Below are 12,387 nucleotides of genomic sequence, written 5' to 3'. Positions count from 1 at the left end.
ATGGCCACCGAACGCGTCGTCATCGACCCCATCACCCGCATCGAGGGGCACTTGCGAATCGAGCTCGAGGCCGAGGGCGGCTCGATCAAGAAAGCTTGGTCCGAGACCACCCAGTTCCGCGGCATCGAAACCATCGTCCAGGGGCGCGACCCGCGCGACGTGTGGGCGTTCGTCCAGCGCATCTGCGGCGTCTGCACCACCGTGCACGCGATCGCCTCCATCGCGGCGGTCGAGAATGCCGTCGGATCGTACCCGCCCGAGCAGGCGCGCCTCATCCGCGACATCATCCAAGGGAGCCAGGAGGTCCAGGACCACGTCATCCACTTCTACCACCTGCAGGCGCTCGACTGGGTGAACGTGGCGAACGCCGCCAAGGGCGACCCGGCCAAGGCGGTCGCCTTCGCGCACGCCATCGGCAGCACGTGGAAGGGCAACACGGTCGAGCGGTTCACGCAGGTCAGGAACACAATCCAGGGGATCCTCGACTCCGGGCAGCTGTCGATCTTCACGGGCGGCTACTGGGATCACCCCGACTACCGACTGCCCGCCGAGGCCGACCTCATGGCGGTGTCGCACTACCTGGACGCTCTGGAGTTCCAGCGCTCGATGATCCGCATCCAAACGGTGTTCGGTGGCAAGAACCCCCACCCGAACTTCCTCGTCGGCGGCATGGCCTGCTCCATCGACCCCGACAGCCCGGAGTCGATCAACCAGGTGCAGACCGACCGGGTGGCGGACTGGATCGCTGAAAGCCTCGAGTTCGTCCGCGACTGCTACTACCCCGACGTGGTGGCGATCGCCGGCGTCTACAAGGACTACTTCGACATCGGCGCCGCGCAGCCGAACTTCCTCGCCGTGGGGTTGGCCGGCGCGACCTTCGCCGGCGACCCGGCGGACACGCGCACGTCGTCTCCGTTCTACGCCGTGAAGCCCGGCGTGATCCTCGACGGTGACCTCGCGACCGTCCACCCGTTCGACCCGGCCAAGATCAGCGAGTACGTGTCGTCGGCCTGGTACTCCTACGCCGCCGGCGACAAGGTCGGCCTCACCCCCGACAAGGGCGAGACGACGGTGAAGTACACCGGCCCCAAGCCCCCGTACACGTGGCTCGCCGACAACGAGAAGTACACGTGGTCCAAGGCGCCGCGCTACGACGACAAGGTCGTCCAGGTCGGCCCGGTGGCGCGCGTCGTCATGGCGTACGCCCAGGGGCACCCCCGCACGAAGGAACTGGTGGACGCCGCAGCGTCCAAGCTGGGCATCACCCCGCTCCAGATCAACTCGACGATGGGACGCATCTTCTCCCGCGCCCTCGAGGCGCTGACGTCGGCCGAGATCCTCGCCAACGACACGTTCCCCACGTTCATGAAGAATCTCGCGGGCGGCGACCTCAAGGTGTTCGACGCCACGCGGTGGGAACCGAGCAGTTGGCCCAAGGAGGCGTCCGGCTTCTCGCTGGTCGAGGTGCCGCGTGGCAACCTCAGCCACTGGGTGACCATCAAGGGCGGCAAGGTGGAGCGCTATCAGGCCGTGGTGCCCACGACCTGGCTCGGCAGTGGCCGGGACGCCCTCGGGCAGCAGAGCCCGTACGAGGAGGCCCTTGCCGGCAACGGCACGCACCCGCTGGCTCGCAAGGAGCAGCCGATCGAACCCCTGCGGACGATCCACTCGTTCGACCCATGCATGTCCTGCGCCGTGCACGTCCTCGACCCCCTCGGGGGGGAACCGTTCAAGGTCGTGACGCCATGACCGCCCCGTCCGATCAGCGCTCCCTCTCCGGCGGTTCGCGGCCGGCCGAGGGCGTCACCGTGGTGGACGCGTTCAGCGTCGGCACCCTCAGTTCTCGACGCCTGATGTTGCTCGCGGCCGCGGCGCCCGCCGGCACCACCGATCCGGTCGACCTCGCCCTGGCCGACATCCTGGCCCAGGAACGCCCCGACCTGCGCGTCAGCGAGGTCCTGACCGGCGAGTTCGACCCCGCCAGCCCTGACCGCCGCTACTCCCTCGCCCGCGTCCGCGAGTTCGCCGACACGGAGGGCGTGATCCGCGACGTCATGGTGATGCGGGGCAGCCTCGAAGCGGTGATCACCGCCGTCAACCCACCGCGTGAGGTGCGCACGGTGGTGCGCCGCAACGCCCACATGGTGGGGATGCGCGGGTACCGGCCGCTGGCGGTGGCGTCCGCCCGGGTCGAGCCCGACGGGTCGCTCGGCCCCTACCAGATGCAGGGGTACGTCGTACTTCGGCCCCCGGGCGTGCGCGGGTTCGCCGAGGACGCCGCCAGCAGGCCGGGCGACTGGGTGCGCGTCAACGTCTGGTCGGCGCTGCTGCGCTGGCTCCACTGGAGCAACGTCGCCGTCATCGTCGTCCTCAGCGCCACCGGGTACTACATCATGGACCCCTTCTTCGGGGACCAGGCCCACGCCGGCATCGAAACGGGCTACCTGATGGGGTGGATCCGGTTCATCCACTTCACCGCCGCGTTCCTGTGGATCGCGATCGGGGCGACCCGCGTCGTGCTCGCGTTCAGGTCGAAGGACCGCTACATGCGGTGGCCCACCTTCTGGCCCCTCAAGAAGTCCGAGGACGTCAGGAACCTGGGCCGCGTCACCGCCTACTACCTCTTCCTCCGCAAGCACGCGCCGCTCTACCTCGCCCACAACCCGCTGCAACAACTCGCCTACACGGGCGTCTACGCCATGGGCGTCCTGCAGATGGCCACGGGGCTGTCCCTGTACGCGCTCTACCACATGAGCAACCCCTTCTGGAGGTTCGTGGCGTTGCCGGCGAGCTGGATCGGGGTACCGGCCCTTCGGCTGATCCACGCGATCTTCATGTTCGTGCTGTGGGCGTTCGTGATCGCGCACATCTACCTCGCGATCCGCGCCGACTCGCTCGAGCGCCACGGCGGGGTCTCCAGCATGGTCAACGGCGGCGTGTGGCTCCGCCGCGGCTCGAAGCCGGCCGACGCCCCGGAGATCGGATGACGACGCCAGCGGTGACCGTGCTCGGCGTCGGCAACCCGATCATGGGGGACGACGGCGTCGGGCTCGAACTTCTGGCCCTCCTGCAGGCGCGCCGACCGGATGCCCGGGTCGCCTACGTGGAGGGCGGGACCTCCGGCATGGAGTTGGTGCCCGTCGTCCAGGACGCCTCCCGGCTGCTCGTCCTGGACGCCGTGGCCTCGCGCCAGGCGCCGGGGACGGCCGTCCGGATCGGCGGGGACCAGGTGCCGCGGCTGCTGGCGTCCAAGCTGTCGCCGCACCAGGTGGGGCTGCTGGACGTCCTCGCAGCGGTCCGCCTGCTGGGCAGCGAACCCGAGGCGGTCGAGGTGGTGGGCGTCGTGCCCGCGTCCGTCGACCTCCGGCTGGGGCTGAGCGACGAGGTGTCGGACGCGTTGCCCGCCGCCATCGACCTCGCGGATCAGGTGCTGGACGAGTGGCTGGGCTGACCGGGCACGTCCCACTCGACCCAGGCGATCTCGAACTCACGGCCCTGGGCCAGGTGGCCGGTCGGCGTCCCGCACACGGGGCAGACCAGCGCGAAGAACTCGTCGACCGGCTGCTGCGCAGCGCAGGCCGGGCACCAGACCGCGGCCTGGACCTGCTCGACCACGAGCGCTGCCCCGGCGAGGGGCGTGCCGTGGGTGGCGATCGGCCACGACCCTTCGAGCGCCTCGGGGACGGTGTCGCTCAGCGACCCGACCCGCAGCGCCACGGCGCTGACCCGCGCGCCCGCGTCGGCCGCGGCGCGCTCGACCGCGGCGACCACCCCGGTGAGCATCCCGAGTTCGTGCACCGACTCATTCTCGCAGGTGCGGCGTGACGCGTATCACGCTCAACGAGGTGGTCGACCCCTTCGGCGCCCGGGTGGTGGTCGAGGTCGACGAGGACGGCCAAACGCGCGAGGCCTGGTTCGACCTCGTCGGCCTGCCGCGGGTCGACGGGCTGCTCGTCGGCCAGCCGGTCACCTCGGCACCGGGCGTGGTGGAACGGCTGTGCGGCATCTGCCCGGCCGCCCACCACCTCGCCGGAGTCCGGGCGCTGGACGCGTTGGGCGGGCTCGTGGTGCCCCCGCAGGCGGAGGCCGTCCGCCGGCTGCTGCACCACGGGTCGGTGCTGGAGGGCCACGCGCTGCGGCTCGCGTCCGTCGATCGCGACGCCGCGGTGCTACTGCGCCGCGTCGGCAAGGCCGCGATGGCGGCGTCCGGATCGCCGGGGCACTTCCCGACGACGGCGGTGCCCGGCGGCGTCCGGGGTGGCGTCGACCCGGCAGCCGTTGCCACGCTGGCCGCGCAGGTCCCGGACGCCGTGGCCGCGGCCCGGTCGGTGGCCGACGCGCTCACCGGCGCGTCGGGGGCCGTCGACGACGGGTTCGCCGGCCCGGACGTCGCGCTCGTGGACGCCGACGGCCGTCCCGACCTACTCGGGGAGCGGCTGCGGGCGGTGTCCGCCGACGCCACGGTGCTCGTGGACGCCGCGGCGCCTGACGCGTGGCCGAGGCTCGTCCTGGAGGAGCGTCCCGGCGCGCCGGCGTCCCGGCCCTACCTCGCGGTGCTCGGCCCGGGCGCGGGGTTCTACCGGGTCGGGCCGGTGGCCCAGCTGCGCGTCGGCGCCCCCCGGACGCCCCTGGCCGCGGAACTCCGCGAACGCTGGCTCGCCACCGATGGGGGCGCCCGCGCCGCGCGGGCGGTGGTCACCCTGCACGCCGCCGAGGTGGTCGGGGAGATCCTCGCCGCGCTCCGGGGCCGCGCCAGCCGGCAACCGGGGCCGAAAGACGCCCCTGACGTGGCGTTCGTTCCGGGTCCGCGCGGGTCGCGGGTCGGCACGGGCTGGGTCGACGGGCCCCGAGGCCTGCTGGTCCACACGTACACCGCGGACGCCGAGGGCCTCCTCACCTCAGCGCGCATCGTCACGCCGACGGCGCAGAACGAGCCCTGGCTGGCCCGGCTGCTCACGGCCGCGGCGGCCGTCCCGGACGCCGACCGCGCCGCCCGGCTCGAGGACTCGATCCGCGAGGCGGACCCCTGCCTGCCCGTGTCCTCGGCACCGCCGGGCGGCATGGGGCTGAGGGTCGACGTCGTCGGACCCGATCGCGGGACGCAGGAGGTGCGCTGATGTGCATGGGAGTGCCGTGCCGGATCCTGACGATCTCGCCGGGGCCGATGCCCATGGCGCGCATCGACTTGGCCGGCCAAGAGCAGGATGTCTGCCTCGCTTACCTCCCCGAGGCACAGGTCGGCGACTTCGTCCTGATCCAGGGCGGGTTCGTGATGACGTTGCTCACCCCCGAGGAGGCCGAGGACTCGCTGAGGACCTGGGCCGCGCTCGGCATGCTGGAACCACCGACGTAGCGACCGGCACGTCAGGAAGGTGGCCGAACGTGTCGCACGAGGCCCACCTCTGTCGCCGATGGTGCGTTCTTGAACCCTACGAACCGACCGAGGCCGATCTGTCCTTCGCGCAGCGGTTCATCGACTGGAACGACATCGAGCACGGGATCCAGCGCGTGGATGCCTGCCGCACACGGTACGGCGGCCTCCTCCTCGTCGAGCTTGAGGACCTCAACCCGTACCTGTCCCTGGATCGAGTCGGTCCTGCCGTTCTGGATGCCTTCGTCCGGGACATGACGTCATCCATTGCGGCCTTGGCCGGGGTGTCCCAGCCTCAGCGGCCGGGTCCATGCCACGGTCGGGTTGACGGCGCCAGACCAACCTCACCCGTCAGCAGTGCTCGTGCGACCCCGGCGTCCGGGGTGATCGACGGGCGACAGTTCGGGTCGCAACTGATCAGGCCGGTGTGGGCCGCCAGCGCGCCCTCGGGGCCAGGTGTCAACGGCCGAACACCCTGATCAGGTCTCTGCCCCCGGCATCAACTCCACGGTCGCCGGCGTCTCCCACCCGACGCCGGAGGAGCCTGGTCCGCCCAGCGGCGCAATCGGGCCGGCCCGGCTACCTGGCGATGGGTCCTAGCGGTCGCCCGGGAGGCCGGACGCCCCAGCCGCGGCGTCCGCGCGGTGCAGCCCGCGCAGGGCGAGGAGTGCGATCCCGGCGGCGGCCCCGGCGAAGACCGCGACCACGAGCAACCCACCGCTGTAGCCGGATGCGTCAATGAACGCCCCCGCGAGGCTGGAGCCGACCGCGACGCCGATCCCGAGGCCGGTGCTCATCCAGGCCAGGCCCTCGGTGAGGTTGTGGCGCTGCACGAGGCGTCCGATCAGGGTGTTGCCGTTGATCAGGGTGGGGGCGATCGTCGCCCCGACCAGCAGGCCGGCCCCGGCCAGGGCCCATTCCGAGCGCGCGAAGACGAGTGCCCCCGTGGCGACGAACATGGCCACGACACCCCAGACGAAACGCCCGGGCACAGGCGAACGCCACGCGCGAGTACCGTAGGCGAAGCCGGCGATGCCCGAGGCGAACGAGAACACCGCGAGCACCATGCCCGCTGCGGGCCGGACGCCCCAGTCGCTCGTGGCCGCGACGACGCTGACGTCGATCGAGCCGAACACGCCTCCGATCAGCACGTTGATGGCGACGACGGCGGCGACGCCGGGCGTCCCGAGCACGAATTGCCGCGGGGCGCGCGAGCGATCTGCGGACGTCCTGGGGTGGAGGGGTGGCTCGGTGCTCCGCTGCGAGTAGAACAGGTGCGCGCCGAGGAGGCCCAGCACGACGGGAGCGGCGACCCCGGCCGCCGGGTGCACGCCCGTCGAGAGGGCGGTGGCGGCGACGGGGCCGACGATGAAGGTGATCTCGTCGAGCGTCGACTCCAGCGAGTAGGCCGCGTGCAATTGGTGCGGGTTCGAGGTGAGGTGGTTCCAGCGTGCCCGGACCAGTGCGCCCGGCGCGCCAGCGGTGGCCCCGCTCAGGATCACCGGTGCGAACAGGGTCCACGCGGGAAGCCCGAGCACGGCCAGGGTGACGACCACGGACAGCATCACCGCCGAGGTGATGGCAGCCGGCCACATGACCCGCCGCTGCCCGTACCGGTCGACGAGGTTCGACAGCACGGCGGTGCCGGCGGCCCAGGCGATCGCGTTCGCGGCGGCCAGCCCGCCCGCCAGCGCATAGCTGCCGTAGAGCGCCGACACCATCATCACGATGCCGAGCCCCATCATCGCGCCGCCCGAGCGGGCCAGCAGCCCAGCGGCGCTGAACTGCCAGGCGCCCGGCAGGCTCAGGACGTCCCGGTACATGCGCATGCGGGCAATTCTCCCCTTGGCCAGGGGAGAGTCCACCATCGTGCCGCCTGTTCGCAGCGAGTTGCCGGGGCCGGCCGGTCACGGCTTCAGCCCGTTGGGTCGTTGCGTCCCGGATTCGTCGGATCCGGCCCGGCCAGTCCGTCAGGGGAGTCCTCGGCCACGTGGTGGTCCCCCAGCGAAGGGAATCCCGACTTCCGCAGTGGTTCGCGGACGAGAAAGCAGCCGTCCCCGTCACGGGCGGCTGAGGCGTGGCGATCGCTGGCGCATGGCAGTTCCGCGGCGGCGAACGGGATGCCTTCGCCGTAGGCCAGGTGCTCCACTCCATACGCGTGGCAGGGCGTTCCGTCGGCGACTAGGCTCGTTGCGTTCAAACGATGGGCAGCCAGGTGTTGATCATCGGTCGCATCGCTCCAAGGGGGGGCCATGACGAGAGCTACTACCCCGCAGGCGGGCAGCCGCCCCACGGCCGCAACGCTGGTCGGAGAGGCGCTGCGGGGCCTGCGCGTCGTGACGCCGCAGCTGGATCTGGCCTTTTGGGATGGTTCGAGCATCCCGGGGTCGGATCCGGTGGGAACGCTTCGATTCGCCTCCCCCGACGCGCTCCGGCGCATCGTGCGGGCTCCGAACGAGCTCGGCTTCGCCCGGGCGTACGTGGCCGGGGAACTGGAGGTCGAGGGCGACCTCTACGCGACTGTCAAGGCGTTGCGCGACATCTTCTATGGGGCCGCTCCCTCACCGGGGCGGAGGATGCGCTCCATCCCCGCGTTGGTGTCAGCGGCGCGAACGCTCGGCGCCGGGCGCTCGCTGACGCCTCCCCCGGAAGAGGCGCGACTGCGCGGTTGGCGGCACACGCTCGGGCGTGACCGGGCCGCCGTCACCCACCACTACGACATCGGCAACGATTTCTATCGGCTCGTGCTTGGGGAGTCGATGACCTACTCGTGCGCCCGCTACGTGGACCTGACCGTCGACCCGGTTGTGGGGCTGGCCGACGCTCAGGTGGCCAAGCACGAGTTGATCTGTCGCAAGCTCGGGCTGGCCGAGCGGCCGGGAATGCGCCTGTTGGACGTGGGCTGTGGCTGGGGATCGCTGGCGATTCACGCAGCCGTGCACCACGGAGCGTCCGTGGTGGGCGTGACCCTCAGTAGGGAGCAGGCCGCCCTGGCCGGGCAGCGGGCGCGTGCCGCCGCAGTTCAGGACAGGGTCGACATCCGAGTCCAGGACTACCGCCGACTCGACGGTGAGGTGTTCGACGCGATCGCGTCGGTGGGCATGTCCGAGCACGTCGGACACCGCAACCTGGACCGGTACTACGCCACCCTGCGCGCGGCGCTGCGGCCCGGGTGCCGGCTGCTCAACCACGCCATCTCGGCACCTGGCGGCGGGAAGATCGACCGTAACTCGTTCGTCGGGCGCTATGTGTTTCCCGACGGGGAGTTGATCGACGTGGGCGAGTCGGTGCTGGCGATGGAGCGCGCCGGATTCGAGGTGCGGGACGTCGAGTCACTTCGCGAGCACTACGCCCGCACGCTGCGGGCCTGGGTCGCCCGCCTGGAGGCATCCTGGGACCGCGCCGAGGAACTCATCGGCCGCCGACGCGCCCGGGTCTGGCGGCTCTACATGGCGGGTGCGGCCGTTGGCTTCGACGAGGGGGCGATGTCCCTCCACCAGGTGCTCGGCGTCCTCCCGACCGCCGACGGCGCCTCCCACATGCCGGCCACCAGGCGCGCCTGGGACTGACGCAACGCACTGGCATGTGTCTTGCGCAGTGCTCCATCGCCGTCAGCCGACCGGCGGGCAGCTCACTCTCGGGTTGTGGTCGGCGAACAGGCCGGACGGATTGTGCTTCCAGAGCCAGACGTGGATCTGGTAGAAGCCCGGCAGTTCGTACCGGTTCGGTTCCATGACCTCCGTCATGGCGCGGCCGAACAGGTGGGGCACGGTCGGGCCGTTCTCCGCCTCCCAGGCTTCCTTGAAGACGACGTACTCGAGTGCCACGAGACGCATGGCGCCATCCGGCTTCTTCTCGTAGACGAGCACCTCCGGTGTCGCGGGGTCGAGAACTGCGTCTCCCACGGCGGGACCGTTGATGAGGTGGTACCCCATCCCGCCGGGGTGCAGGGGATCACGCGAGGCGATGCACTCGTGCAGCGGCCCCACCGGCGGGAGAACGTAGCCGTCCGCCTCGGCAAAGGCCGTGTTGTGGTCTCGCGCTGAGGTCGCCCGCGCGATCGAGAGGTCCCCCCCGCCCGCGCCCAGGTCCTCATGAGCGGCGGCTCCCGAGGCGAGGGCGGTGAGGAGTACGGCTGTCGCGGCGATCGTGGCTGCGGCTGGCCTTGTCCTAGTTGGCATCGGGAGTCCTGTAGAAGTAGGGCGTGAGCTCCGAGACCTCGGTGATGGAGTCGACCGGGAGACCGGTGGAGTTCGCGGCCGCGCGGATCGCCTCGGGGGTTGTCGCTTGCCAGCGTGATGGGACCACCGTGTTGCCACGAGCATGGGACCACTTGGAAGTGTTATCGAGCATGGCGGACCTCGTTTCTGGGGTCAACGGTGACGCGCCCGCGTTGGCGGTAGGAGGGGCCTTCGACGACGAGGGTGTGCGCGCCTGAGGTGAGTCGATCGATGGCGGATTGGGCGAGGAGGGCGTCGGTGGTCAGGCCGAGCCATTCGGCGGGTTCTCGGTTCGACACCCAGATCGTGGCGGCGCGGCGGTGACGTTCGACGACGATCTCGTAGAAGTCGTTGGTTTGGGTGGCGTCGAGGGCCCGCAGCGCGAAGTCGTCCACGATGAGCAGGTCGATGCTGGTCAGGCGTCGGAGCTCGGCCTCGAGGGTGTTGTCGAGCCGGGCCGCCCGCAACCGGGTGAACAGTTTGTCGGCGCGGTGGAAGCCGACGGTCAGGCGGCGACGGATGGCGATGTGCCCGAGCGCGGTGGCGAGGTGGGTTTTGCCGACGCCGACGGGGCCGAGGATGAGGACGCCGGTGCCGGCTTCGGCGAACCGCAGGGTGGTCAGGTCGGACCACAGGTGCCGGTCGTAGGTGAGGTCGGGTTGGTCGTCGAAGGTGTCCAGCCGCATCGTGGGGTCCAGGCCGGCCTTGGCGGCGCGGAGGGTCGCGGAGCGGCCCTCGCGGCGGGTGACCTCGTCGGACAGGACGAGTTCGAGGAACGCGGCGTGGCCCAGCTGTTGCTGGCGGGCCAGGTGGAGCCGTTCGGGCAGGGTGTCGGCCATGCCGCCCAGCTTCAGGGCGCGCAGGGTGCGGGTCAGGTCGACGCCGACCGGGTCGACCGGCGCCGGGGGTCTGGTCATGGTGGTCATCGGTGCTCCTCCTCGAAGAGGGTGTCGGGTCCGTCGTCGCGGACCAGGGTCAACGTGGCGACCGGACCGCCGGCGGTGGGGGTCCGGTGACTGGCAGGGGTGGTCCCCTGGATGGCAGCGGGGCTGGTCCGGTCACTGGCGAAGGCCGTCGGCCGGGTGGCGAACTCGGCGGGTTGGCGGGCGAACCGGCCGCCGGGGATGGTGCCAGTCGGTAGCAGCGGCAGGGTGTCCTCGGTGGCCCGCTCCAGCATGGAGGCGATCTTGGTGACCGACACCACGTCGAGGTCCAGGGCGCGGGAGCAGGCGGCTTCGACCGGCCCGTTGCCGTAGCGGCGGACCAGCCCAAGGAGCCGGTACACCGCGCGCATCCGCGTCCACGGCAGCGGGTCGTCCAGGAGCCGCTCGGCGTAGATCCCGATACTCGACCCGTGGACCGCGCACGTGCTGATCAGGCGGGTCAGGTCCCGTAACGCGTAGCCGGACCTCTCTGCGGGCAGGTCGTCGCGGTCGGTGGATCGGCCCCCCGGCGCTTGGCGGGGGTGGGTCTTGACCAGCCGGCCCCGGTGGTACAGCTTGACCAGTTCCCGGTCGGCGCGCACGTCCAGCTGGTGGCCGAGGTAGGCGCCGGGCACCGAGTAGAGGGCGCGGGCGACCTCGACGTGGAAGTCGCGGTGCACCTTCACGGTCTTGAACACGGGCACGTCATACGCCGGCGGGACGGGCAACAGCACCCCGGCCTCGTGCTCGTCGAACACCTCCGCCGGGCGGGCCTGCAGGGTGCCGTGGATCCGCATCCCGGCCCGCTCGGCGCACCACACCGTGGCGCGTTGTTGGGCTTCCTCCAGGCTGGTGAACACCTCACCGGCCCAGAAGTTGCCGCGGACGTACTGCACCGCCCGCTCGACCTTCGGTTTGTCCTTCGGTGATCTGACGCGGGCCGGGTCGGTGCCGAACCCGGCGTGTTGGGCGTAATCGAGCCAGCCTTGGGACAGGCGCGGGTTCACCGGATCGGGGTCGGTGACGATGGCCTTCATGTTGTCGGGGATCAGCACCTTGAACACACCCTGGAAGAACGCCCACGCCGCTTCACAGCCGGCGATGACCGCCACCAACGTCTGCGAGTACGTCAACCAGACGAACAGGTGCCGCGAGTAGCAGGCGGTGAAGATCAGGGCGTGGACCTTCCGCCGGCGACCGTCTTCGCCGGTCAGGTAGCCCAGGTGTCCGAAGTCGACCTGCAGCTCGACGCCGGGCTCGCCGTCGGCGACCCGCACGGTGGTGTCCTTCACGCGGAACCCGCACCGTTCGGCGGCGAACCGGTGCAACGTCCGATACGGCACCACACACCCCTGCCGCGCCAACAGTTCGTGGACCTTCACCACCGACAACGGCTTGGCGTCCTTGCCGTCACCGGCCAACCACACCGCGATCTGCTCCTGGCGGGCTTCCAGGGCCTCCCACGCCGTCCCGTGCCCGTTCGGGCGGGCCGGACGCACCGCCGACACCACCTGAGCGACCAGGTCGTCATCGACCGCCGTGAACCCCGCGTCCCGCTGCAGACCGGCCTCCTGCGCGGCGGCCACATAGCGGCGGGCCGTCTTGCGGTCCACCCCCGCCCGCTCGGCGACTGTCCGCAGCCCGGCGCCCTCGAGCCAGCCGCGGAGTACTTCCCTGACCTCAACCACACTGACCTCCCTGAATCCCACGCCCGTAGACCTCCATGACGGCGACACCGACACGGCGATCCAACGAGCCGACCCAGGACCCACCGGCAAGACACGCCGGGTGGTCCCATGACTGGCAATCCAAGTGGTCCCATGAACCTGGCAGAAAACCCGCTACCCCGGTCCCATGCTCATGGCAGGCGACA

General features: G+C 71.0%; 13 protein-coding genes. 7 read left to right on the top strand and 6 right to left on the bottom strand.

Features of this window, described 5'->3' with window-relative positions; all coding sequences use genetic code 11:
• From AC5YDA_RS12260 to AC5YDA_RS12250, 3 genes are read left to right on the top strand one after another with little or no spacing between them, the layout of a single operon-like run.
• Positions 1-1,749 carry a nickel-dependent hydrogenase large subunit gene (locus AC5YDA_RS12260; protein ID WP_496189328.1) on the top strand — a complete coding sequence of 583 codons (1,749 nt, stop codon included), beginning with the start codon at positions 1-3 and terminating at the stop codon, positions 1,747-1,749.
• Positions 1,746-2,987, top strand: coding sequence for a Ni/Fe-hydrogenase, b-type cytochrome subunit (cybH, locus tag AC5YDA_RS12255; protein ID WP_496189329.1), 1,242 nt, complete (start codon positions 1,746-1,748; stop codon positions 2,985-2,987). Before AC5YDA_RS12260 ends, cybH begins: the two co-directional genes overlap by 4 nt.
• A complete protein-coding gene (locus AC5YDA_RS12250) occupies positions 2,984-3,451 on the top strand; it encodes a HyaD/HybD family hydrogenase maturation endopeptidase (RefSeq protein ID WP_496189330.1) in 468 nt (155 codons plus the stop codon). The genes cybH and AC5YDA_RS12250 overlap by 4 nt, the downstream gene beginning before the upstream one ends.
• Here the strand turns inward: AC5YDA_RS12250 and AC5YDA_RS12245 are convergent.
• The gene (locus AC5YDA_RS12245; protein ID WP_496189331.1) at positions 3,424-3,798 is read right to left on the bottom strand and encodes a hydrogenase maturation nickel metallochaperone HypA/HybF; all 375 of its coding nucleotides are present in this window, start codon (positions 3,796-3,798) and stop codon (positions 3,424-3,426) included. The two genes, AC5YDA_RS12250 and AC5YDA_RS12245, sit on opposite strands and share 28 nt — an antisense overlap.
• Positions 3,799-3,821: 23 nt before the next feature.
• On the opposite strand from AC5YDA_RS12245, the gene AC5YDA_RS12240 reads away from it, so the two are divergent.
• The 3 genes from AC5YDA_RS12240 to AC5YDA_RS12230 are packed head-to-tail and all read left to right on the top strand — an operon-like array spanning position 3,822 to position 5,850.
• Positions 3,822-5,117, top strand: a complete 1,296-nt coding sequence (locus AC5YDA_RS12240) for a nickel-dependent hydrogenase large subunit (protein ID WP_496189332.1) — start codon at positions 3,822-3,824, stop codon at positions 5,115-5,117.
• A gap of 5 nt (positions 5,118-5,122) precedes the next feature.
• Positions 5,123-5,353, top strand: a complete 231-nt coding sequence (locus tag AC5YDA_RS12235; protein WP_496189333.1) for a HypC/HybG/HupF family hydrogenase formation chaperone — start codon at positions 5,123-5,125, stop codon at positions 5,351-5,353.
• Between the two features lie 29 nt (positions 5,354-5,382).
• Positions 5,383-5,850 (top strand): hypothetical protein, encoded by a 468-nt coding sequence (locus tag AC5YDA_RS12230; protein ID WP_496189334.1) that lies wholly within the window; start codon positions 5,383-5,385, stop codon positions 5,848-5,850.
• Positions 5,851-5,967: 117 nt separating this feature from the next.
• Here the strand turns inward: AC5YDA_RS12230 and AC5YDA_RS12225 are convergent, their stop codons facing one another.
• A complete protein-coding gene (locus AC5YDA_RS12225; protein WP_496189335.1) occupies positions 5,968-7,200 on the bottom strand; it encodes an MFS transporter in 1,233 nt (410 codons plus the stop codon).
• A 423-nt stretch (positions 7,201-7,623) separates the two neighbouring features.
• Between AC5YDA_RS12225 and AC5YDA_RS12220 the strand changes: the two genes are divergently transcribed.
• Complete coding sequence (locus AC5YDA_RS12220) at positions 7,624-8,940, top strand: class I SAM-dependent methyltransferase (RefSeq protein ID WP_496189336.1); 1,317 nt, start codon at positions 7,624-7,626, stop codon at positions 8,938-8,940.
• A gap of 42 nt (positions 8,941-8,982) precedes the next feature.
• On the opposite strand, the gene AC5YDA_RS12215 is transcribed toward AC5YDA_RS12220, so the two are convergent.
• Genes AC5YDA_RS12215 through istA form a run of 4 tightly spaced genes read right to left on the bottom strand, consistent with a single transcriptional unit; the run spans position 8,983 to position 12,223 of the window.
• On the bottom strand, positions 8,983-9,552 hold the full coding sequence (locus AC5YDA_RS12215; protein ID WP_496189337.1) for a hypothetical protein: 570 nt from the start codon (positions 9,550-9,552) through the stop codon (positions 8,983-8,985).
• On the bottom strand, positions 9,542-9,724 hold the full coding sequence (locus AC5YDA_RS12210) for a hypothetical protein (RefSeq protein WP_496193036.1): 183 nt from the start codon (positions 9,722-9,724) through the stop codon (positions 9,542-9,544). Before AC5YDA_RS12210 ends, AC5YDA_RS12215 begins: the two co-directional genes overlap by 11 nt.
• A complete protein-coding gene (istB, locus tag AC5YDA_RS12205) occupies positions 9,714-10,517 on the bottom strand; it encodes an IS21-like element helper ATPase IstB (protein ID WP_496189084.1) in 804 nt (267 codons plus the stop codon). The genes AC5YDA_RS12210 and istB overlap by 11 nt, the downstream gene beginning before the upstream one ends.
• Positions 10,514-12,223, bottom strand: coding sequence for an IS21 family transposase (gene istA / locus AC5YDA_RS12200; protein WP_496192733.1), 1,710 nt, complete (start codon positions 12,221-12,223; stop codon positions 10,514-10,516). Before istA ends, istB begins: the two co-directional genes overlap by 4 nt.
• Between the last annotated feature and the right edge of the window lie 164 nt (positions 12,224-12,387).

The organism is Propioniciclava sp. LT294 (assembly GCF_059516005.1).
The sequence above is the reverse complement of the archived record's forward strand: the minus strand, read 5'-3'. Positions and strand labels throughout refer to the sequence as shown.